Raw genomic sequence first — 20,318 nt, forward strand, 5'->3', positions numbered from 1 at the left:
TCCACCGGGGACGTCAGCGGGCCCTCAGACGCGGTCTCAGCTGGTGGGGGGCGAGGTCTGCGCCTCGGCTGAGTTCGGCCATGAGCTCGTGCGCGTGGGCGACCAGTCCCGCCGCGTCGATTCCGTGGGGCGCCGGGTCGTCCTGGCTACCGATGCTGGCGGCCGCCCGCTCGAGAAGCGCGCGGGCGCCGCGGGTGTTGCCACGCTGGATGTGGGTGATGCCGACCGCGACCTGGGCCAGTCCCCGCCAGAGCTCGCGCTCGTCAGCGGGGGAGCTCTTCCACGCGCCCTCCAGCACCTCGTGGGCGTGGAAGGCGAGGCCGCGGTCGAGGAGCTCCTGCGCCCAGGCCAGCGAGTCGGCGGGCGGCAGATCCAGGTCTTCGGGGATGCGCTCGACCCCGACGCTTCCGGGCGGCAGCGGCCGGCCGAGTTCGTCCCGGGGACGAGCGTTCCGCGCGCGTCCGTTCTCGTCCCGGTCACGGTCGAGGCCATCCGGAGTGCGCATGGGCTCATCGTCCCATCTGTCGCGGCCGGCCTGCCACCTCTGGGTCCTCGATCGATTCCGGTGGTCGTCGTGGTTCCGGGAACACCACGCCTCCCGAACACTCCGTAGGCTTTTCGCATGACCTTGAATCATGTCCGGCGTGGACAGGGCAGGCCGTTGCTGCTCGTACACGGCCTCGGCGCGGGGTGGCGATCGTGGCAGCCCGTCATCGATGAGCTGGCGGCGAGTCGCGAGGTGATCGCTCTCGACCTGCCGGGATTCGGCGAGTCTCCACCGCTGGAGGGCGAGCTCACCATAGCCGCGTTGGCCGACTCGGTCGCCCGGTTCATCGAGGAGTCGGGTCTGGACGGGGTGTCCACCGCGGGGCAGTCGATGGGTGGACGGATCGTGCTCGAACTCGCCCGGCGCGGCGTCGGTGGGGACACCGTGGCGTTGGATCCGGGCGGCTTCTGGAATGACCGCGAGCTGGCGTTGTTCAGCGCCACCCTGCGGCCGTCGATCGCCCTGGTCGGTGCCGTGCGGGGAGCGCTCCCGGTACTCCTGGGCAATCCGGTGAGCCGCACCGCCTTGCTGGCGCAACTCTCCGTGCGCCCCTGGGCTCTGGCGGCGCAGACGGTCCTGCCCGACGTGGCCGGATTGGCCGACGCGCCGGCGACGGGCGCGGCGATGGACGCGCTGACGAAGGGGCCGAAGCAGCGGGGAGCACCCGCGGGAACGGTCCCGGGACGGGTCACCATCGGGTGGGGGCGTCGAGACCTGGTGACGCTCCCGGCCCAGGCCCACAGGGCCGCCCGTGCATTTCCCGATGCGACCCTGCACTGGTTCGACCGGTGCGGGCACTTCCCGCAATGGGATGCGCCTCAGGAGGCGATTCGCCTGATCCTCGACGGGACCAGCTGACCGAGATGCGCCCCCTGCAATCGGTGAAGGATCTCAGCTCGATGCTCAGGGTCCGCGCCGGGTTTCGTCGCGGCATGTGGACGACCGAGCTGCGGATGACCGTGGACCCGGAGACCGTCTGGTCGGTCATCACCGATGTGCAGAGCTGGCCACGATGGGGGCCCACCATCTCCGCGGCACGGGTCGGCGGCGGCGGCACCCTGACGGCAGGTGCGCGGGGGACGATCACGACCGTGGCGGGGTTGCCCCTGGGCTTCGAGATCACCGATTTCGTGGAACGGCAGCGGTGGTCGTGGAAGGTGGCCGGTGTGGACGCCACGCGGCACGAGGTGATCCGGGTGCCGGGTGGCTGCGTACTGAGTTTCGGGGCTCCGGCATGGGCGGCGGGATACCTGCCGGTGCTGGCTCTCGCCCTACCGCGCATCGAGGGGATTTCACTCGAACGAGGTCTCTGAGATCACTCGGCGGGGGCGTGGATTCGGCATGGCTTATCCCGCCACCTTGCTTTACATAATGTAGATTATCGGCGAATGAGCTGACCAGTACGGACACCGTACGGCTGCGGAGTGCTGGCTTCGCCCCGGTCACGGCGTACGTCGGGTGGCTTGCCTGCGCCGTCAGCGGCCCGAAGTCTGGCGCACGCCACCCCCGCGCACCTGTCTGTCAACGCCGCCACCGTGTCCCCGGTGGGCGTTGTGTTCCTCGGTGGGCGTCGCGTTGATGTTGCCCGGCGGCGCGAGGGCTGTTCCCGTCTGTCGACCGACCGTTGAACCCCTCGGCCGGTTCGGACTGCAGACCCCAGTGGGTACTTCTTCTCGCCGTGAAACGTCACGGGTGACGAATTGCGGCCCGAGTGTGTGGCCCACCCCAGGATGTCCGCGACTCACGGACAGCACCCTTCAGCGGATGGCGCGCAGTTGGGTCGACGTTGCTAGCAACTCTCCATCGGGCGCCCAGATCGTCACGTGTTCTCCGAGCCAGCCGTCGGTCCCGGCCTCAGCGGTCGTGGCGCGCACCAGCACCCAGTCGAACGGCAGTCTGGCAACGGCCGGGGTGAACCGCACGGTCATTCGCACGGAGGGTGCCATCCGGAGGTCGGTGAGTATCGCGGCGTACGACGGTGCGAGCGCGTCCGCGAGAATTAGGATGCGCTCGAACGGGTCGTGTACCGATTCGGTCAGGCGGATCCAGGCGCACAGTTCCGGAACGGTCGCGCCCGAGTACGGCAAACCGGGTGTAGCAGGCCGGATCTCCATCTTGGTGGAGATCGGCACGAACTCCGGCGGGATGACGAATCGTTCAGCGAGGTCGAGCGGCGTGATATCCGGCGCGACGGTGCTCACAACGGGTGTGGAAGGTTCCCGTGCGGTCGACGACACCGTTGTTGAGGTTGCGGCGAGGGTGCCGTCGACGGTGGCCGACGCCGAGGTGATCGTGGTCCTTCCTCCTTCCCGGACTGCGAGTCGCTCCAGGTCGGGCATGGCGAGCACGGGCCTCAGGAAGTACGTCGTCGTCTCCACCGGCAGTCGATCCGACGGTCCGGGGCCGCGGGCGGCGCGCAGGAGGGCGGCGGCGAGCAGTCCGCCGTGCACTCCCCCGAAGCCGAAAAGGGCCCGCACGTCAGAGCGGTCGCCGCCTAGCGCGCCGGCGATGGTGGTGTCGCCGGGGGGATTCACCCTGTGGCCTGCCCTGTGCTGGGTGGGCCCGAAAGTGCCCGCCAGGCCGACAGTTGCTTCATGCAACTGAGGGTACAGCAAGTGCGTTCTTTCATGCAACGCACTAGTATCGCTGCATGCGTCGCACGAGCTTTGCCGACATGAACTGCTCGATCGCCCAGACTCTCGAGGTGATCGGAGACTGGTGGACCCCGCTCGTGCTCCGTGATGCCTTGATGGGAGTGCGGCGCTTCGAGCAGTTCCAGGGCCGTCTCGGGATCGCTCGCAACGTTTTGGCCCAACGGCTCGAGACTCTTGTCGAGCATGGCTTGATGGAGCAGGTGCCCTATCAGAATCGGCCGCTGCGCCATGAGTACGTTCTGACGGACAAGGGGCGCGACCTGTGGCCGGCACTCCAGATGCTTCGACAGTGGGGCGACCGCTGGGCGGCCCCGAACGGTGCCCCGGTCGAAGCGGTTCACGAGTCGTGTGGCCACGTCCTCGACGCGCATCTCGCGTGTGGTGCCTGTGGCGAACGTGTGTACGGTCGCGACCTGACGCTTCGGCACGGCCCGGGCTGGTCCGAGGGTGATGCGGTGATCGTGCCAGCGGCTCAGGGCGCCTGAGCGAACGTCGCTGGTTTGTCGACAGGCAGGTGTCTGCAGCACGTGCCGTCTCGCGGGACGCACCGACTCCTCGCCTCAGAGGCTCCGTGTTCGGTACGGTCCGCCCGCGCGGTCGCCGGATTCCAGAGTGGTTCTGACGTTCAGAGACTCGTCGGGGCTCCGCCTGACGCGAGATCCGGAGCCCGCAGGTGATCCCACGGCACCGCCTGCTCGAGTTGTCCGGCGAGGCGCAGGAGCATGGATTCACCTCCCAGTGGTGAGATGAACTGCACCCCCATCGGCACGCCCTCAGCGGTCCGGTGCAGAGGTAGCGAGATCGCCGGTCGCCCGGTGAGGTTGGCCAGCTGGGTGTACGGGATCCAATTGAGGTTGTTGTTGATCATCGACTCCACGAGCCCCGAGTACCGCAGCAGGCCGGCCGTCCGGGTCCTGAGGAGCACTGTCGCAGCACGGTGTGCGGGTCGTGGTGTGTCCAGTGCCCCGACGTGCGGGGGCAGGTCGGCCAACGTGGGCGTGACCAGCAGGTCGTACCCCTCGAAGTACGCGGACAATCTCCGCACGTGCTCGTGTCGGCGCATCACCGTGCCGACGTAGTCGACGCTGCTGTGTGCTCGGCCCAGGGCCGCCATGATCTGCGTGTCCAACTCGAAGTCACCGTCCCGGCATCCGGTGCGCCGCTTGACGTCGTCGACCTGCCACGCCAGCACCACGAACCAAGTGGTGAGGAAGTCGCGCGCCAGCGCCAGGTCGTCGATCGGCTGTTCGTCGAGCATCTCGACGTCATGGCCCAGATCGGAGAGCGTGCGTGCGGTCGCCTCGACCGATGCCGAGGCCTCCGGATGGGGGTCGGAGTTGATCGAGGATGCGGTGCACACGCCGATCCGCAGCCGACCCGGTTCCCTACCGACCTGCGAGAGGAAGTCCTCGGTGGGCATCCCGGGGACGTAGGGTCCGCTCGGCTCGCCACCGGCCAGGACATCCAGCATCGCCGCGGAATCGCGGACGGAGCGCGAGATCACGCCGTGCGTCGCCGCACCGTGCATCGCCTCGCCGATCATCGGCCCCATCGGCACCAGGCCCCGGCCCGGCTTGAGCCCCACGAGGCCGCAGCACGCGGCCGGGATGCGGATGGAGCCACCGCCATCGCTGGCCCCGGCCACGGGAACGACACCGGCCGCCACAGCGGCGGCCGACCCTCCCGAGGAGCCGCCGGGCGTCCTGGTGGTGTCCCACGGGTTGCGGGCGGGCCCGAAGAGGTCCGGTTCGGTGATTCCCTTCGCCCCGAACTCGGGGGTGTTGGTCTTGCCGAAGATGACGAGTCCCGCGTCGAGCCAGCGCTGGACCACTGTCGAGTGCTCGGCCGCCGGAAGGTGGGACAGGGGCCGCGATCCGCCGCTGGTCGGCACCCCCCGGTAGTCCTGGCCCAGATCCTTGATGAGGAAGGGAACTCCGGCGAAGGGTCCGTCGAGCGACTCCGTCGCCCGGTCGCGGGCCCGGGCGTCCATCCGGTTGATGATGGCGTTGAGGTGCGGGTTGACGGTGTCCGCCTGCTGCACCGCGACCTCGAGCAACTCGCCCGCCGTCACCTCCCCGGACCGGACCAGGGCGGCCAGGCCGAGGGCGTCGTGGCGACGGTACTCATCGATACGCATGGGGTGAGAGTCTACTCAGGGCCGGCCAGGGGGCCGGGCCAACGGCAGATCACGCACACTCGAGAGATGACCCACTCGGTGTTCCCCCAAACGGCCAGGGCTCTGGCGTGCCTCGCCCTCGCTACGACGACTGCCGCCTGCGCGTCGAGGACCGTCGATCGCGACCCGTCCGCCTCGATCCCGGCGGACGCGTCGCAGAATCTCACCAGCCACTCGACGGTGCTGGACGAGCGGACCCGGACGTGGACGGTCTACCGTCCGCCGGCCGCGGTGGGTGATCCCTCGGCCCCCGCCCTCCTGGTCATCCACGGGACCGGGGACACCGCTTCGGGGATCCGCAACGGGATCGGACCCGATCTCGAGCAACTGGCCGACGAGGAGGGGTTCGCGGTGGTCTACGTCGACGGTCACCAGAACAACTGGAACGAGTGCCGCGTCGAGGGAGACTGGCCCGCCAAGGACGAGGACCTCGACGATCTGGGTCTCATGCGACAGGCTGCCGAGTCGGTGGGGTCGACCGGTCCTGTCTACGCGGTGGGATTCTCCTCCGGTGGTCACATGGCCATGCGCCTGGCCCTCGAGGCGCCGGACCTGGTCGACGGGGTCGCGGCCGTGGCCGCTAATCCCCCGACCGCGGACAATCTCGGTTGCGAGGTGCAGGGTGACCCGGTCCCCATCATGTTCGTGCAGGGGCGACAGGATCCCATCAACCCGATCGATGGTGGTGAGGTCCGCGTGGGATCGGGACTCACCGCGGCTTCCCGGGGCGAGGTCATGTCCGCCGTGGAGGGTGCGGAGTGGTTCGCCCGGTACAACGGGATCCTCGCCGGCGGCGCCACCCCGACGGTCACCCGGGAGGGGGACGCGGAGACGATCACGTGGGAGGGGCCCGCTGCGGTGCGTCTGGTGAGGGTGGATCGCGTCGGCCACTCCTTCCCCACGCTGTCCGGCAGGTGGGGACGAGACGGCGGGGCCCGCTACGACGCTCCCGGCGAGATCTGGAGGTTCTTCTCCCCCGCACCAGCGTGAGTGGACCCGGCTCCCCAGGACGACTCCTGTGGGCTTCGCGGGCGACCTGGTCGGCGAAATCGGTGATCAGGTGCGTCGGTTCCGCCAGGCGCGCCACGCTCCGGTCGACCAGAGCGCCCACGCCACCAACAGGGGTTGGAAGAACAGTCGGACCAGACGGGCACGGTCGGAGTCCAGTCCGAAGGCGTCCGTGCCGGTGACGTACTGCGAGATGTTCCCGGGGAAGATCGCCACGAAGAAGCCGGCGGTGATCCACCCCACGGCGGGCCGGACACGCATAGGAGCCAGGATGAGCGCCGCGCCCAGCCCGATCTCCACGACTCCCGAGGCCAGCACCACGACGTCCGGGTCCAGGAGAACCCATCCGGGCACCTGAGCGTGGAACTCCTCACGGAGGGTGGTCAGGTGACCCACCCCGGCGCCCGCCAGCGCTGCGCCGAGGGTCCAGCGACCCACGTGGCGGGCCCCCTCCGCTGCCCGACCCCCACGCCGGGTCGTCGTGATGCCGGCGGGTCCGGCCTGGCGGTTTCCCGGAGTTCGGTTCATGGCGAAAGTATTGCGCACAACTCAATTGTGCGCAATCGACTTGTGCGGGACACTGGAGTCATGGACGCCGATCTCCGTCTCGACCAGCAGGTCTGTTTTGCCCTCTATGCCGCTTCCAGGGCGTCGACCGCGGCGTATCGGGAGGCCTTGGCCGCGGTGGGACTCACCTATCCCCAGTATCTGGTGCTGCTGGCCCTGTGGGAGGAGGACGGTCTGACGCTCCGACAGCTGGGCGAGCGGATGTACCTCGACTCCGGCACCCTCTCCCCTCTGCTCTCGCGGATGGAAGCCGCTGGACTGGTCTCCCGCAGCAGGGCGGGCAGGGACGCCCGCAGCGTCACCGTCTCACTCACTGGTCCGGGCAGCGCACTGCGCGAGGAGGCCGGACGCATCCAGTGCGCGTTGGTGGAGAAGCTCGACATGCCTCCGGGAGACCTGGTCGAGCTGCGCCGACTGGCGCGGGGTGTCGTCGCTGCCCTGGGTCGTGCGGACGCCCGATGATCGACGCCTGATGATGGCCGCCCCGGACGCGACCAGGCACGCTACACGGCGTCCGGCCGCGGTACGTTCTGTAGCCTGAGCTGGCCCCTGGCCAGGATCTTCCCGCCCTCGGTCTGGCTGATCACCACATCCCACAACTGCTGGCTGCGCCCCTGGAACAGGGCCTCCGCGCGCACCTCGACCCGTCCACCGGTCGATGCCCGCAGGAAGTCGGTGCCATTGTGGACGCCCACGGCGATCTGGCCGAGGTCGGCCACGGCGGCTCCGGCGCCGGCGCCGCCCGCGGATTCCACGATGCTGGCGTACACACCACCGTGGACGGTCCCCCACGCGGTGAGATGATCGCCGCCCAGGTCCGCGTGTCCCGACAGGCTCGTCGCGGTCACCTCGTCGACGACGAGTCCGGAGGCCCGGACGAAGGTGCTCGCGGCTTCGGAAGAGGCGTCGGGGAACCCGTCGGTTGCAGTCATGAGTTCTTTCTACCCGCACCTGAACCGTGCTCCCCCGCCGTCGCCACGGGTTGGCGCAGGATCGTCCGCAGTCGGGCCGGATCGGTCCTGCGCGCGTCGGAGAGATAGATCTCGTGGTGGTGCCCTGTGGGGATCAGGCCGCGGCCGGGGATGATCTCCTCGTGCATCCGGGCGATGACCGGCCCCTCCGCGTCGTACGGTCCGACGTGCAGGGTCTGGACGGCCGGGCCCTCGGCGAACTCTTCGAGTCGGACCCGGTCCACGGCGACCGCCGGCTTCCTCGCCGTCACCTTGTCCACGGCGGAGGCCACCATGTCCGCCGTGACCCAGTCGGGCTGCCAGATCATCATGGTCCATTCCCACGCGTCCTTGTTCCGCGCTGTGAACACCTCGAGATCGCGGGCGTACCAGAGTCCCTCGAGTGGGCCGACGGTGTGGACGCGCCCCAGATCGTCCTTCGCCATCGCCCGCACGGCGTAGGAACACGTGTACAGCGCCTCGAGCGTGGTGGCGTAGTCAGCGCAGGTGTTGGGGTCGCCGCGACCGTCGGCCATGAGGAACCTCATCGACGGCACCTGGACCAGGTCGAACCTTCCCACTCTCCCGTTGTAGAGGTCCTTGCGCTCCCGCTTGATGTCGAAGGATCCCACGTCTCACCCTTCCCGCAACTCCTCGATGTGCCGACGGTAGACCGCGGTGAGGTCGTCGATGTACGCGCGATCCCAGCGGGGTGTGATGTGCTTGCTGCAGTTGGCGTCGGCGGCGACCAGGTCCACGATGATCGCCCGCTCGACATGCCCGGTGTAGGTCCTCTCCCCCATCGTCCGCAGGCGATCCACCAGCTCGGGGTCCCGGTCCGGCTCGACGATCCGGGCGTGCCCGAACACCTTGAGCCGGGACCGCGTGGGGTAGTCGACGAAGAGGAGGCAGACGCGGCCGTCGTGGTCCACGTTGCCCACCGTGACGTACTGACGGTTGCCGTGGAACTCCACCCACGCCAGCGACGTGGGCGTCAGGACGTGGACGAACCCTGCGGGACCGCCGCGGTGCTGGGCATAGGGCCATCCGGATTCGGTGACACTGGACAGGACGAAGTGGTCTGCCCGCCGGATCAGCGCGGAATCGGTGCCGTCGAGGCTGAACTCGCCGGCCCCCTGCGGCCGGGTGAGACCTACCGACGCCTGCCGGGCGCGCGCGGCGGAGCCGAACGCGATCTCCGGGTAGCGGTTGGCGGGCACGGCTCCGACCCTACTCCGCCCGCACGGAACGTCAACGCTAGTTGACGTTCGGCGGTCGTCAATGTAGGTTGACGACTGAGGTGAGGAATGTGGAGACGACCTTCGATGACGACGACAACGCGCCCAACCCGGTCGAGCGTCTGGCTGCGATCGCGGAGGCGAAGACCGCACTCGCTCGCGAGGAGTCCGCGGCCGTCCGGCACGCCCGACTGCACGGCTTGAGCTGGGCGGAGATCGGGGTCGTCCTGGGAGTGAGCAAGCAGGCGCTGCACAAGAGGTTCGGTCGAGCGGGCTGAGCGACGGCGGACCTCAGCTGGTGGCGGGTCCGGTGGTCTGCCCCACGTACTGCGCGAGGTGGTCACCGGTGAGCGTGGATCGGGCCGCCACGAGCTCGGCGGGCGTGCCCTCGAACACGACGCGGCCACCACCGTGGCCGGCCCCGGGACCGAGGTCGATGATCCAGTCGGCGTGGGCCATCACGGCCTGATGGTGCTCGATGACGACGACGGACCTGCCCGCGTCGACCAACCGGTCGAGCATTCCCAGCAGATTCCGGACGTCGGCCAGATGCAGGCCGGTGGTCGGTTCGTCGAGCACGTAGACCTCCGCCTTGTCCGCCATCTGTGCGGCCAGCTTGAGCCGTTGCCGCTCCCCTCCGGACAGTGTGGTCAACGGCTGTCCGAGTCGCACGTAGCCCAACCCCACATCGCGGAGCCGGAGCAGGATCGTGTGCGCGGCCGGGATCCGGGATGGTCCCTCGCGGAAGAACTCCTCGGCCGTGGCCACCGACATCTCGAGAACCTCACCGATGTTGCGCTCCCCCAGCCGGTACTCCAGTACCTCGGCCTGGAAACGCCGCCCCTCGCAGTCATCACACGTCGTGGCGACCCCCGCCATCAGCGCGAGGTCGCTGTAGATCACCCCCGCCCCTTTGCAGGTGGGGCACGCGCCCTCGGAGTTGGGGCTGAACAGCGCGGGTTTGACCCCGTTGGCCTTGGCGAAGGCTTTCCGGATGGGGTCGAGCAGCCCGGTGTAGGTGGCGGGGTTGCTGCGGCGGGAACCGCGGATCGCGGTCTGGTCTATCGCGACCACACCGGGCCGCGGGGACACCGACCCGTGGATGAGAGAGCTCTTCCCGGAGCCCGCCACACCGGTCACCACGCACAACACGCCCAGCGGGATGTCGACGTCCACGTTGCGGACATTGTGGGCGGTCGCGCCCCGCACCTCGAGGCGGCCGGTCGCCGTGCGCACCTCCGCCTTGAGCGACGCCCGGTCGTCGAGGTGCCGGCCGGTGACGGTGCCGCTCTCCCGGAGCCCGGCGACCGACCCCTGGTAACAGATCTCGCCCCCCGCGGACCCCGCGCCGGGCCCCAGGTCCACCACGTGATCGGCGATGGCGATGATCTCCGGCTTGTGCTCCACCACGAGCACGGTGTTCCCCTTGTCGCGCAGCCTCAGCAGCAGGTCGTTCATCCGCTGGATGTCGTGCGGATGCAACCCGATCGAGGGCTCGTCGAAGACGTAGGTCACGTCCGTCAGTGCCGATCCCAGGTGTCGGATCATCTTGACCCGCTGCGACTCGCCGCCGGAGAGGGTGCCGGCCGGACGGTCCAGCGAGAGGTAGCCCAGTCCGATCTCCACGAAGGAGTCCAGGGTATGCTGCAGAGCCGCGAGCAGCGGGGCGACAGAAGGCTCGGAGAGTCCGCGGAGCCACTCGGCGAGATCGGTGATCTGCATCGCCGAGGCGTCGGCGATGTTCAGCTCCCCGATCCGGGAGGACCGTGCACCCTCGTTGAGGCGGGTACCCCCGCAGTCGGGGCAGGTGGTGAACACCACCGCCCGCTCGACGAACGCTCGGATGTGCGGCTGCATCGCCTCGACATCCTTGGCCAGCATCGACTTCTGGATCTTCGGGATCAGACCCTCGAAGGTCACGTTGATCCCGTCGGCCTTGATCTTGACCGGCTCCCGTCGGAGCAGATCGTGCATCTCCTGCTCGGTGAAGTCCCGGACAGGCTTGTCCATGTCGAAGAACCCGGACCCCGCGTAGATGCGCCCGTACCACCCGTCCATCGAGTACCCGGGCACCGTGATGGCGCCCTCGGCGAGCGACCTGGATCTGTCGACGAGGGCGTCGACGTCGAAATCGGACACCGACCCCCGCCCCTCGCACGTCACGCACATCCCACCGGTGATGGAGAACTCCGCCTTCTGCCGGCTGCCGTCCGCCTTCTTCAGCGTGCCCACGCCGCTGGCGGAGGCGACGTTGAACGAGTACGCCTTGGGCCCGCCGATGTGCGGCTGCGCGAGCCGGCTGAACAGGATGCGCAACAGGGCGCCGGTGTCGGTCGCCGTACCGACCGTCGACCGGGGGTCGGAACCCATGCGCTCCTGATCCACCACGATGGCCGTGGTGAGACCGTCGAGAAGATCCACCTCGGGGCGAGCGAGGGTGGGCATGAAGCCCTGCAGGAACGCACTGTAGGTCTCGTTGATCATCCGCTGGGACTCGGCTGCGATCGTGGCGAAGACCAGGGAGCTCTTACCTGAACCGGACACGCCGGTGAACGCGGTGAGCCGACGTTTGGGCAGGTCGACGTCGACCGACTTCAGTGTGTTCTCCCGCGCCCCCCGGACACGGATGACGTCGTGTGAATCGGCGATGTGGTCACTCACGGGGGCTTCTCCTCGCTGCGGGTGTGTGCCGTCAACCGTAGGACGCCGGGCACCCGGCCGGGGGCGGGATGCCTAGCCGCGCTCCTGGTGTTCCATTGCGGTCGCGTGCAGCCGCGCAAACCGCTCGAACTCGTCCTCGTCCCATCCGGGCCGCCCCGTGGCGGCGGCCCACCCGTCCAAGATCTGGCGATCGTAGAGGTGACCGTATCCCTGGGATCCACCGATGGCGTTGCCCAAGTCCGCGGTGACCTGGAAGAAGGTGACGACGGGAAGGTAGCGCATCCCCGGGTGTCGGCCTCTGCCCGGCGGCTCGGTAAGCCAGTCCGGCCGCGCGAACAACAGATCAGTTGTCCACCACACCACGGGGTCGGTGGCGTGCTGGACATAGAGTACGCGCGGCGGGATCCACGAGGTGTCGTCACCACGGAACTCGGCCGGATCCTCCGAGAAGCGGACCAGTAGACCGTCGGCATAGACCGGTTCGGCCGCCCGCGTTCCCGGATCCCGCCGCTCGACCAGAGAACTCCAGATCCGATTGGAATGCGGTGGTCCCAGCCACAGGACTCCGTCCACGGTGGCGCGGATATCCCGGAGTCCGGAGAAGGCGGCCTCGCCGGCCTGGGTGCCCAGGCTCTCGCCGTAGACGTAGAGTGCCGGCCGCTGACGGTCGGACGGCAGGGAGTCACGCCAGGTGACCACGGCATCGATGAGTGCCTTCCCGGCGGTCTCCGCCTTCTCGCGATCGGCGAGGAACGAGATCCAGCTCGGAAGGTAGGAATACTGGGTGCCGACCAGGGCCACGTCCCCACCGGAGAGAAGTTCGATGGCCTGCGCGGCGTGCGGATTGATCCATCCGGTCCCTGTAGTGGGGGCGATCACCACCGATCCCCGCTCCCAGGCACGGGTCCTGTCCAGCTCGGCCACCACGAGTCGCGCGCGCTCGTCGTCGGTAGGTGCGGACTCCAGCCCGGCATAGGCCCGGATGGGCTCGCGTGCATCCTCCCGTAACAGGTCGCTCAGATGCGCGCGTCCGAGACCGCCACTGACGAAGCGGCGCCCCTGCCTGCCCAGGTCCTCGAAGTCGACATGGGACCCCGGCCCCCCGGATCGCTCGCTGGCCGTCGGGCGCTGCGCGCCGGGGAGGTCCTGGTCGTTCTGCACGCTGAAGACCCGGTTGGCGGTCTGGAAGAACGCGCGCGGGATCACTCCTTGCGCCACGCCCACCATGAGGGCGGCCACCACCACGATCCCGGTGATCCGGGCCGAGTTCTCCCCCACGGCGAATCTGCGACGGACGAGCAGTACGAATCCCCGATAGGCCGCCTGGATCACCCGGCATGCGATCAAGAGCACCACGAAGACGGCAAGAGCAACCCAGGGGGCGCGCATGTAATCGCTCCACGGAGGTCTGGGCGACGCGACCAGATCCGATACCTGGTCCTGCCACCGGACAGCTGTGGCCGTGGCCGTGATGAGGTAGACGATCAAGACGTAGGGCGCGGACAACCGCGCGAACGCCACGACCCGGTCGCCGAGGTCCAGCAGCGCAGGACCGAGAGTCACGCGGGGACTCACCAGTCTCTTCCACACGGTCCGCACCGCGATGCCGGCCCCGTATCCCACCAGCATGGACAAACCGGTGACGAAGCCCTGGTACTGCCAGGTTCGAGGCAGAAGCGACGGCATGAGCGAGGCCCAGGCGGCGAGTGCTCCGACGATGACGCCCGTGACGGACAGGTGCCAGCGGTGCCACAGCACTACCAGCACCTCGCCGGCCCTGTTCACCTCAAACGTTCGGCGCGCCGGGCAGCGGCCACCAGGTCGCCGGACATCCGCGCCAACTCGGCGGCGTCCTCCCCCTCGACGATCGCGGTGTGCAGGTCCTCACACGCACACCTGAGCTGGAACATGCGGTCCATGAGGTCCGTCGACTCGGAGTCCGAGAGCACCACCGTCCCCTCCGGCAGCTCGCGGACCCTCAGTGACTGCCTCTGCTCGTAGGCGCGCTGACGGCAGGAGCGACGACAGTACCGTCGTCGTCGACCCGTGTTCCCCTCGTCGACCGGACGCCCGCACCACGCGCACGAGGCCTCACCCCGCCGGGGCGGGGGGAGCTCGGAGGGGGCGTCGGTGTCCACGGTGGTCAGGGTACCGAGAGGGTCCCCGGCTGGCCTGCTGCCGTGTGCCGTGGGAACATTCGGGGGGTCACCTGGCGTTACATGACCAGGAACACGACAGCGTCGTGTCACAGGCTGTCGTGTGGCAGTCAGCTGAAAAGACGGACGAACACGGTAGAAGGAGTTCGCATGGCAGATCGAGTCCTCAGGGGCAGCCGCCTCGGTGCGGTGAGCTACGAGACCGACCGGGACACCGATCTCGCGCCCCGGCGGATGGCCAGGTACCAGACGGAGAACGGCGAGGTGTACGAGGTCCCGTTCGCCGACGACGCCGAGATCCCCGGCACCTGGATGTGCAAGAACGGCCAGGAGGGCCAGCTCATCGATGGCCCGTCGGTGGAGGTCAAGAAGGGTAAGCCGCCGCGCACCCACTGGGACATGCTCCTCGAGCGTCGGTCGCTCGACGATCTGGAGGACCTGCTCAAGGAGCGGATGGACATCCTCAAGAAGCGTCGGCGCGCCGGCGCTCGCTAGAAGAGCCCGACCCCGCCGGGACGCCCCCGGCCCCTCGACGGGGCCGGGGGCGTCCTGATTTCGCGGGCGGGGTCAGCGCCGGACGAGCGATCTCAGCTGTCCGCGTCGCTTCTCCCAACCCCATCGCGCTACGTTCACAGCGGCCTCGCGGAAGATGGACTCACTCATCTTGGAGTGCCCGACGGTGCGTTCGGTGAAGGTGATCGGGACCTCGACGACCGTGCCCCCGGCGTTCAACAGACGCCAGGTCATGTCGATCTGGAAGCAGTACCCCTTCGATTCGATCGCGTCCATGTCCAGGCGTGACAGGGACTCGCTGCGGTAGGCCCGGAAGCCCGCCGTGATGTCCTTGATGCCCACCCCCAGCATGATCCGGGAGTAGACGTTGCCGCCTCGGGAGATCACGTGGCGCTGCCAGGGCCAGTTCTCGACGCTGCCGCCGGGCACGTAGCGTGATCCGATCACCAGGTCCGCGCCGGCGTCGATCTCCGCGAGCATCGCCGGCAGCCGCTCGGGCGGGTGGCTGCCGTCGGCGTCCATCTCCACGAGCACGGAGTAGCCGCGTTCCAGGCCCCAGCGGAATCCGGCGATGTAGGCGGCGCCGAGCCCCTGCTTGCCCGCGCGGTGCAGGACGGTGATCCGCCCCCGGGGGTCGTCGGCGGCGAGCCGGTCGGCGACATCCCCGGTCCCGTCGGGGCTGTTGTCGTCCGCGATGAGGACCGCCACGTCGGGGGCTGACGCGAGCAGGCGCTCGACGACGCCCGGGAGGTTGTCGCGCTCGTCGTACGTGGGGATGATCACCAACGTCCGCGAGGACGCAGCTGCGGGTGGAGGCGCCATCGGATCGGTCACTTACGTCTCCTCGCACTCGGTCGCGGGTCGCCGCCGGGTGCGGATCAACGCCCATCCCAGGCCGACGAACCCGATGAGGCAGCTCACCATCTGCGGGATGCCGCCCAGTCGGGTTGCCATGGTACCGGCGGAGTCCGACTCGACCTGCGCCGACAGTGTCGCGGGCTCGAAGATCCCGGTCTTCTGGAGCACCTGACCGTCCGGGCCGATCACCGCGCTGACCCCGCTGGTCGCCGCGACGAGGACGGGGACGTGGTGCTCCACCGCCCGGACCCTCGACATGGCGAGCTGTTGGTAGCTCATCGGGGACCTGCCGAAGGTCGCGTTGTTCGTGGGCACCGTGAGGATCTGGGCTCCGCGGGCGACCGGTTCACGTGCTGCGGCGTCGAAGGCGATCTCGAAGCAGATGGCCACCCCGAAGTCGATCCCGGCCGCGGTCACCATCCCGTCGCCGTCGCCTGGGACGAAGTGCCCGGCGGTCCGGGCGATCGGGAACACGGCTTCGAGCGGCGCGCGCAGGGGCAACCACTCCCCGAACGGTTGGATGTACTTCTTGTCGTGGCGGTCGACCACGGGATCCGCGGCGGGCTCGGGCGATCGACCGTCCCAGACCAGGTAGGAGTTGGTGGCCTCGGGGCCGTCACCCACCCGCAGGACGGTGCCCACGAGGATCGGGGCGTCCAGTCGACGCGACAGGGCGGAGATCTGGGCGCCGGCCTGCCGGTCGGCCAGGGGCGAGATGTCGGAGGCGTTCTCCGGCCACAGCACCACATCCGGCCGGACCGCGGTTCCGGCCTCGACATCGTCGGCGAGCTCCGCGGTCACCCGGAGGTGGTTCTCGAGTACAGCACGGCGCTGCGCGTTGAAGTCCAACCCGAGGCGCGGGACGTTGCCCTGGATCACGGCGATGTCGGCGGTCTCCCCGGTGCCCCGGGGCGTGGTGTCGAGTGCCGCCGCGGCGGCGAGTCCCGCGGTGACGAGGGGGACCACAAGGAGTCCGGTGGTCGAGCGCAGTGTCCCGCGCGGCGGCCGGTGCCGGCGAGCGAGTAGGAGGACGACGAGTCCGAGCGCGGTGCCCGTGCCCGCGACCGCGAAACCGAGCAGCGGGGTACCACCGAGCGAGGCCAACGGAAGCAACGGGCCGTCGGCCTGGCCGAACGCCAGCCGGCCCCACGGGAAGCCGCCCCACGGCCACGAGGAGCGGATCCACTCCCACACCGACCACCATCCGGCCACACCGAGCGCCGCGCCCACCACCCGCAGACCGTGTCGTCGTCCTTCCGCGAGTCCTTCCCGGAGGATCACCACGGCCCCGGCTCCGAACGCGGCGAGGTACAACGCCTCGACCAGCGCCAGAGCCCACGCGGCGTAGGCCCCCACGTACAGGCCCACCCACGGGACCAGCAGGAGGAAGAACACCAGGCCGGCGATCAACCCGAGGAGGGCGCCGGTCCGCGGACGGGGCGCGGGGCCGCGCAGCGGGGACAGGGTCACGACGAGGAGTGCCAGAGCGAGGATCGCGGCCCACCACAGGCCGACAGGGGGGAACGACGCGGCCAGCAGGGCGCCGGCCGCGGCCGCCCCCACCGCGCGGGGCAGGACGGCGGTCACCTCGGGGACACCGTGGTCCCACCGTCGACCACCAGCTCACGCAGGACGGGGTCCGGCCCGGAGAGATCGGGCATCGGTGGCACACCGGACCGTGGATCGGTGGACCACCGTTGGACCGCGTCGTCGGCCGCGACCACCGCCAGTTCACCGGTCCGCCACCGCGCGTAGGTCGCCGCCGCGCCCGGGGTGAGGGTCCCGGCCGTGCCGTCGCGCGCCCCGGCGGCGCGGCGCGCACCCCGGGTCAGAGCGGTGAACGCGGCGCGGGGCGACAGGCCGCGCCCGTCGGGCACCGCGGTCAGCGCCCGCAGGGCGTCCCATGGCCGGACCGAGTCGTCTGTCCGGGACGATGCCGCGAGCGCCACCCCGGACCCGACGATCCGGACGAGGTCGGCACCCCCGAGGTCGTCGACGAGGGGCCGGAGCAGGAGAACCGTGCCGACGGCCGCGAGGCCGGCGAGTGTCTCGTCGTCGATCCGTGCGTCCGTGCCGATGAGGAGCGGCGTGCACCGTGCCACCGCGGGACCGCCGACCTGGCCGGCCGCCCGGGTGAGCGCGTCCGCTATCCGGGCGGGGTCTTCGTGGCCGTCCAGGACCACCCGCTCGCCCGCCCGGATCCGCTCGTCCACGGCCTCGAGCCGATGCGGTGCCGGAACGGGGGCGGTGACCACACCGTTGTCGGCGGCCGAGTCGAGGTCCGGGCCCGCGGAGAGGCATTCGACGAAGGCGGGAGCGACCCAGTCCCCGTCGAGATCGAGACGGTCGGCCCCGGGAAACAGCGCCGGGCCCGGGGCGTCGGCACCGGCCCACAGGATCAGCCCGTCCTCGTGGGCCAGGGCGGTGGCATCACGGGAGGAGGGAGTCAGGACGCGGCCCCCGGTGGCCAACAGTGCGGTCATGCCCCCGAGTATCCCTGAGCCACCGGTCCGGGCTCCGGCCCCCCACCCGCTCCCCGCCTAGTCTGACATCCCATGACCGCCTCACCCTACGACGCGCTCGCCCGGTTTCCGGGCGGCCGGCTGCGCCCCATCGACTGGACGACCCTGGCCATGGTGGCCGCGGACATCGGTGGTGAGATCGGGCTCGCACGAGGGGGCGGTGTTCTGGTCAGGGCCGCCGACGGTGAACCGGTCCCCAGTTCCGCACTCGTCGCGGCCGGACTGCCCCCTGCCGTCGCGGATCACCGCCTCCCCCACGTCCTCGCGTCACCCATGGCCGGTCGTCTCGACGGGCACCACGACCTGGCGGACCTGCCCGAGCGCCTGTGCGCGGAGCTGCTCGGACGCGTCGAGACTCCCGTGCCGCGTCGCTCACTGGTGGTGGGCCTCGACGACGGCTCCGGCGACGTTCTGACCCACGCGCCCGACCTGGCGGCGGTCAGCTCAGGTCCCGGCCGCGCCGTCCGGGTCCACGGGCCCGGTAGGCCGGAGGGAACCGACGTGGCGGCGCTCGACGCTCCACGGGTCCTCGCGGACATGGCTGACGCTCTCCTGAGTGGCTCCGATGCGGCCCGGGGGAACGCCGTCCCGGACGCGCCGCACGCCCCCGTCCCCGCCGCTGTCGGGATCCCCCGCGTGGGGTGGATCGACACCACCGACGGGCTCGTCAGCCTTCTCGCGGTGGTTCCCCACGGCGTCGTCCCGGCACGTCTGGCCGGGTTCCTCGGGGCCGTCGAACGCCCGAGTACCGTCTCCGCCGACAGGGTGATCGGCCTCCACGGCCTGACCGAGGACATGGCCGAGCAGGTCGTGAGGGTCCTGGCGCCGATGGGGATGATCTTCGACGCCTCCTCCCCCTGGGTGACCGGATCAGTGTGAGCCGAAGCGATGGACCAGCCAACGGGCCGCCTCATCCACCGAGTGCACGGTGTCGCCGCGTCCGGTCTGCCCGGGACGCGACCCGGACGGCCGGTCCACCATGACGACCGGGATCCGCAGATCGCGCGCGGCACGAAGCGTGGCGACCGTCGACTGCGCCCCGGTGTTCCGGGTGACCAGGACGTCGATGCGGTGACGCGACATGAGGGTGCGCTCGGACTCGATTCCGAACGGCCCCCGGTCGAGGACGAGCAGGTAGCGGTGCGGGAGCAATCCGGGCGGAGGCTCGGCACACCGGATCAGGTAGGACCCCCGGGTGTCGCCCGCGAAGGCGGTCGGGCCACCTCGTCCCACGGTGAGCATCGGGCGGCGGAATCGCTCTCGAACCAGCCGCGAGGCGGCGTCCACGTCGGCCACCGGGATCCACCGGTCGCCGTCCTCCGGCGCCCACGGGGGCCGGAGAACACGGAGCAGAGGGGTGCCGGTTTCGCGGGCGGCCCTGGTCGCGGAGGCCGACACGCCGGTGGCGAACGGGTCGGAGGCGTCGATGACGGCGCTCGCCCGGCTCTCGCGGAGCCAGCGGGCCAGGTCCTCCGGCCCACCGAACCCCCCGATCCGCACCTCGCCCCGGGGCATCCGTGGGCGGGACGGCGTTCCGGTCAGAGAGGTCACCACGTCGAGCCCGGCCGTGACCATGAGCTCGGCGAGCCTGCGCGCCTCCTCGGTCCCGCCCAGCAGAAGGATCCGGCCCGGTGTGGGCGCGGGCATCCGGGAGGCGCTCGGCGTGACGGATGGCGCCACTGATCCCCGAGCGGACTCGGGTGACGGGCTCCCGACCGGCGCCGGGCCTCCGTCGAGACCCTCGTCGTCCCGCCTACTCCCGAGCGCAGGTCCCGCGCAGACCACCATGTCCTCCGGGAGATCCGTCCCCGTCATGCGGTCCGCGATGTCGCCGAGGGTTCCGACGACGGTGATCTCCCCCTCCCGGCCCGGGGCGACCACGATCCCGACCGTGCACTCCGGTCCGTGGGCGGGCACGAGTTCGCGGATCACCCCGGCGAGCTGCCGGGGACCCACGTGCGGTACGACGGTGAGGTCCGCACCGCCGGTCGGCAGGGGCGGGAGCCGCTCCCCGTCCGACGGGGATGCTCCGGGCTCGTGGGACGGCCGCACGATGTGGACCGAGCCGGGCCCACCGGGTGCCGCCAGCTCGATCCCGAGAGCGGCGGCGGCAGCGGCGACGACGGGAACGCCGGGGACGATCTGCCACCCGACCCCCGCAGCCTCGAGAGCGCGGACCTCCTGCGCCACCCCCCGGTACATCGAGGGCTCGCCGGGGATGAGCCGGACCACCCGGTCTCCGCGTCCACTCGCCTCCCGGATCTCGGCGACGACATCCGAGACCGGCATCCCGGTGGTGTCGACAAGTCGGGCCCGCGGAGGGCAGAGGGACAGCACCTCGTGGAGCCCGTGGACACCCTCGAACAGGCAGGTACCGCAGTCGGCGAGGAGCCTGGAGGCGCGGACGGTGAGCAGATCGGCATCGCCGGTGCCGACGCCGACGAACATGGCGGTCACCGGTCGCGATC

Annotated in this window: 22 protein-coding genes; 8 read left to right on the forward strand and 14 right to left on the reverse strand. The window is 70.2% G+C overall.

Annotation, left to right across the window (positions count from 1 at the left end):
* Nucleotides 1–13: 13 nt before the first annotated feature.
* A complete protein-coding gene (locus tag CT688_RS07710) occupies nucleotides 14–505 on the reverse strand; it encodes a DUF309 domain-containing protein (RefSeq protein ID WP_107756418.1) in 492 nt (163 codons plus the stop codon).
* Between the two features lie 117 nt (nucleotides 506–622).
* On the opposite strand from CT688_RS07710, the gene CT688_RS07715 reads away from it, so the two are divergent.
* Nucleotides 623–1,405 carry an alpha/beta fold hydrolase gene (locus CT688_RS07715; RefSeq protein ID WP_107756419.1) on the forward strand — a complete coding sequence of 261 codons (783 nt, stop codon included), beginning with the start codon at nucleotides 623–625 and terminating at the stop codon, nucleotides 1,403–1,405.
* A 74-nt stretch (nucleotides 1,406–1,479) separates the two neighbouring features.
* Nucleotides 1,480–1,860: an SRPBCC family protein gene (locus CT688_RS07720; protein WP_107758080.1), complete on the forward strand. Its 381-nt coding sequence runs from the start codon at nucleotides 1,480–1,482 to the stop codon at nucleotides 1,858–1,860.
* A gap of 444 nt (nucleotides 1,861–2,304) precedes the next feature.
* Here CT688_RS07720 and CT688_RS07725 read toward each other — a convergent pair whose 3' ends face one another.
* Nucleotides 2,305–3,162 carry a thioesterase family protein gene (locus CT688_RS07725; protein ID WP_159078000.1) on the reverse strand — a complete coding sequence of 286 codons (858 nt, stop codon included), beginning with the start codon at nucleotides 3,160–3,162 and terminating at the stop codon, nucleotides 2,305–2,307.
* A gap of 35 nt (nucleotides 3,163–3,197) precedes the next feature.
* On the opposite strand from CT688_RS07725, the gene CT688_RS07730 reads away from it, so the two are divergent.
* Nucleotides 3,198–3,686: a helix-turn-helix domain-containing protein gene (locus CT688_RS07730; RefSeq protein WP_107756421.1), complete on the forward strand. Its 489-nt coding sequence runs from the start codon at nucleotides 3,198–3,200 to the stop codon at nucleotides 3,684–3,686.
* Nucleotides 3,687–3,826: 140 nt separating this feature from the next.
* Here CT688_RS07730 and CT688_RS07735 read toward each other — a convergent pair whose 3' ends face one another.
* Nucleotides 3,827–5,338, reverse strand: coding sequence for an amidase (locus CT688_RS07735; RefSeq protein ID WP_107756422.1), 1,512 nt, complete (start codon nucleotides 5,336–5,338; stop codon nucleotides 3,827–3,829).
* A gap of 66 nt (nucleotides 5,339–5,404) precedes the next feature.
* On the opposite strand from CT688_RS07735, the gene CT688_RS07740 reads away from it, so the two are divergent.
* Nucleotides 5,405–6,367 carry a PHB depolymerase family esterase gene (locus CT688_RS07740; RefSeq protein ID WP_107756423.1) on the forward strand — a complete coding sequence of 321 codons (963 nt, stop codon included), beginning with the start codon at nucleotides 5,405–5,407 and terminating at the stop codon, nucleotides 6,365–6,367.
* A gap of 66 nt (nucleotides 6,368–6,433) precedes the next feature.
* On the opposite strand, the gene CT688_RS07745 is transcribed toward CT688_RS07740, so the two are convergent.
* Nucleotides 6,434–6,913, reverse strand: coding sequence for a hypothetical protein (locus CT688_RS07745; RefSeq protein ID WP_231750553.1), 480 nt, complete (start codon nucleotides 6,911–6,913; stop codon nucleotides 6,434–6,436).
* Between the two features lie 60 nt (nucleotides 6,914–6,973).
* Between CT688_RS07745 and CT688_RS07750 the strand changes: the two genes are divergently transcribed.
* Nucleotides 6,974–7,414 carry a MarR family winged helix-turn-helix transcriptional regulator gene (locus CT688_RS07750; protein ID WP_107756425.1) on the forward strand — a complete coding sequence of 147 codons (441 nt, stop codon included), beginning with the start codon at nucleotides 6,974–6,976 and terminating at the stop codon, nucleotides 7,412–7,414.
* Between the two features lie 41 nt (nucleotides 7,415–7,455).
* Here CT688_RS07750 and CT688_RS07755 read toward each other — a convergent pair whose 3' ends face one another.
* Genes CT688_RS07755 through CT688_RS07765 form a run of 3 tightly spaced genes read right to left on the reverse strand, consistent with a single transcriptional unit; the run spans nucleotide 7,456 to nucleotide 9,122 of the window.
* Entirely contained in the window at nucleotides 7,456–7,884 is a 429-nt protein-coding gene (locus CT688_RS07755; RefSeq protein ID WP_107756426.1) for a PaaI family thioesterase, read from the reverse strand.
* Nucleotides 7,881–8,534, reverse strand: a complete 654-nt coding sequence (locus CT688_RS07760; protein WP_107756427.1) for a GyrI-like domain-containing protein — start codon at nucleotides 8,532–8,534, stop codon at nucleotides 7,881–7,883. Before CT688_RS07760 ends, CT688_RS07755 begins: the two co-directional genes overlap by 4 nt.
* Nucleotides 8,535–8,537: 3 nt before the next feature.
* Nucleotides 8,538–9,122, reverse strand: coding sequence for a pyridoxamine 5'-phosphate oxidase family protein (locus CT688_RS07765; RefSeq protein WP_107756428.1), 585 nt, complete (start codon nucleotides 9,120–9,122; stop codon nucleotides 8,538–8,540).
* Between the two features lie 89 nt (nucleotides 9,123–9,211).
* Between CT688_RS07765 and CT688_RS07770 the strand changes: the two genes are divergently transcribed.
* Nucleotides 9,212–9,418, forward strand: a complete 207-nt coding sequence (locus tag CT688_RS07770; RefSeq protein WP_107756429.1) for a sigma factor-like helix-turn-helix DNA-binding protein — start codon at nucleotides 9,212–9,214, stop codon at nucleotides 9,416–9,418.
* Nucleotides 9,419–9,431: 13 nt separating this feature from the next.
* On the opposite strand, the gene CT688_RS07775 is transcribed toward CT688_RS07770, so the two are convergent.
* From CT688_RS07775 to CT688_RS07785, 3 genes are all read right to left on the reverse strand, one after another.
* The gene (locus CT688_RS07775) at nucleotides 9,432–11,801 is read right to left on the reverse strand and encodes an excinuclease ABC subunit UvrA (RefSeq protein ID WP_107756430.1); all 2,370 of its coding nucleotides are present in this window, start codon (nucleotides 11,799–11,801) and stop codon (nucleotides 9,432–9,434) included.
* A 72-nt stretch (nucleotides 11,802–11,873) separates the two neighbouring features.
* Nucleotides 11,874–13,586 carry an alpha/beta-hydrolase family protein gene (locus CT688_RS07780; protein WP_231750554.1) on the reverse strand — a complete coding sequence of 571 codons (1,713 nt, stop codon included), beginning with the start codon at nucleotides 13,584–13,586 and terminating at the stop codon, nucleotides 11,874–11,876.
* Nucleotides 13,583–13,939 carry a hypothetical protein gene (locus tag CT688_RS07785; RefSeq protein ID WP_107756431.1) on the reverse strand — a complete coding sequence of 119 codons (357 nt, stop codon included), beginning with the start codon at nucleotides 13,937–13,939 and terminating at the stop codon, nucleotides 13,583–13,585. Before CT688_RS07785 ends, CT688_RS07780 begins: the two co-directional genes overlap by 4 nt.
* A 168-nt stretch (nucleotides 13,940–14,107) precedes the next feature.
* Here CT688_RS07785 and CT688_RS07790 point away from each other — a divergent pair, with 168 nt between their 5' ends.
* Nucleotides 14,108–14,452: an RNA polymerase-binding protein RbpA gene (locus CT688_RS07790; protein WP_107756432.1), complete on the forward strand. Its 345-nt coding sequence runs from the start codon at nucleotides 14,108–14,110 to the stop codon at nucleotides 14,450–14,452.
* Nucleotides 14,453–14,524: 72 nt separating this feature from the next.
* Here CT688_RS07790 and CT688_RS07795 read toward each other — a convergent pair whose 3' ends face one another.
* Genes CT688_RS07795 through CT688_RS07805 form a run of 3 tightly spaced genes read right to left on the reverse strand, consistent with a single transcriptional unit; the run spans nucleotide 14,525 to nucleotide 17,811 of the window.
* A complete protein-coding gene (locus tag CT688_RS07795; RefSeq protein WP_197431513.1) occupies nucleotides 14,525–15,292 on the reverse strand; it encodes a polyprenol monophosphomannose synthase in 768 nt (255 codons plus the stop codon).
* 12 nt (nucleotides 15,293–15,304) lie between these two features.
* Nucleotides 15,305–16,915: an apolipoprotein N-acyltransferase gene (lnt, locus tag CT688_RS07800; protein ID WP_107756434.1), complete on the reverse strand. Its 1,611-nt coding sequence runs from the start codon at nucleotides 16,913–16,915 to the stop codon at nucleotides 15,305–15,307.
* Nucleotides 16,912–17,811, reverse strand: a complete 900-nt coding sequence (locus CT688_RS07805) for an amidohydrolase (protein WP_107756435.1) — start codon at nucleotides 17,809–17,811, stop codon at nucleotides 16,912–16,914. Before CT688_RS07805 ends, lnt begins: the two co-directional genes overlap by 4 nt.
* A gap of 72 nt (nucleotides 17,812–17,883) precedes the next feature.
* Here CT688_RS07805 and CT688_RS07810 point away from each other — a divergent pair, with 72 nt between their 5' ends.
* Complete coding sequence (locus CT688_RS07810; protein ID WP_107756436.1) at nucleotides 17,884–18,729, forward strand: precorrin-3B synthase; 846 nt, start codon at nucleotides 17,884–17,886, stop codon at nucleotides 18,727–18,729.
* Here CT688_RS07810 and CT688_RS07815 read toward each other — a convergent pair.
* Nucleotides 18,721–20,298 carry a cobalt-precorrin-6A reductase gene (locus CT688_RS07815; RefSeq protein WP_231750589.1) on the reverse strand — a complete coding sequence of 526 codons (1,578 nt, stop codon included), beginning with the start codon at nucleotides 20,296–20,298 and terminating at the stop codon, nucleotides 18,721–18,723. The two genes, CT688_RS07810 and CT688_RS07815, sit on opposite strands and share 9 nt — an antisense overlap.
* Between the last annotated feature and the right edge of the window lie 20 nt (nucleotides 20,299–20,318).

This window comes from Dietzia sp. JS16-p6b, from assembly GCF_003052165.1.
Lineage (GTDB): Bacteria > Actinomycetota > Actinomycetes > Mycobacteriales > Mycobacteriaceae > Dietzia.

Bases quoted from the DNA above. Each gene is read 5' to 3' on its own strand.
- CT688_RS07720 (WP_107758080.1), top strand. From the start codon at position 1,480: ATGTGGACGACCGAGCTGCGGATGACCGTGGACCCGGAGACCGTCTGG.
- CT688_RS07810 (WP_107756436.1), top strand. From the start codon at position 17,884: ATGACCGCCTCACCCTACGACGCGCTCGCCCGGTTTCCGGGCGGCCGG.
- CT688_RS07755 (WP_107756426.1), bottom strand. From the start codon at position 7,884: ATGACTGCAACCGACGGGTTCCCCGACGCCTCTTCCGAAGCCGCGAGC.
- CT688_RS07730 (WP_107756421.1), top strand. From the start codon at position 3,198: ATGCGTCGCACGAGCTTTGCCGACATGAACTGCTCGATCGCCCAGACT.
- CT688_RS07710 (WP_107756418.1), bottom strand. From the start codon at position 505: ATGCGCACTCCGGATGGCCTCGACCGTGACCGGGACGAGAACGGACGC.
- CT688_RS07805 (WP_107756435.1), bottom strand. From the start codon at position 17,811: ATGACCGCACTGTTGGCCACCGGGGGCCGCGTCCTGACTCCCTCCTCC.
- CT688_RS07795 (WP_197431513.1), bottom strand. From the start codon at position 15,292: ATGGCGCCTCCACCCGCAGCTGCGTCCTCGCGGACGTTGGTGATCATC.
- CT688_RS07745 (WP_231750553.1), bottom strand. From the start codon at position 6,913: ATGAACCGAACTCCGGGAAACCGCCAGGCCGGACCCGCCGGCATCACG.
- CT688_RS07790 (WP_107756432.1), top strand. From the start codon at position 14,108: ATGGCAGATCGAGTCCTCAGGGGCAGCCGCCTCGGTGCGGTGAGCTAC.
- CT688_RS07815 (WP_231750589.1), bottom strand. From the start codon at position 20,298: ATGTTCGTCGGCGTCGGCACCGGCGATGCCGATCTGCTCACCGTCCGC.
- CT688_RS07715 (WP_107756419.1), top strand. From the start codon at position 623: ATGACCTTGAATCATGTCCGGCGTGGACAGGGCAGGCCGTTGCTGCTC.
- CT688_RS07740 (WP_107756423.1), top strand. From the start codon at position 5,405: ATGACCCACTCGGTGTTCCCCCAAACGGCCAGGGCTCTGGCGTGCCTC.
- CT688_RS07750 (WP_107756425.1), top strand. From the start codon at position 6,974: ATGGACGCCGATCTCCGTCTCGACCAGCAGGTCTGTTTTGCCCTCTAT.
- CT688_RS07735 (WP_107756422.1), bottom strand. From the start codon at position 5,338: ATGCGTATCGATGAGTACCGTCGCCACGACGCCCTCGGCCTGGCCGCC.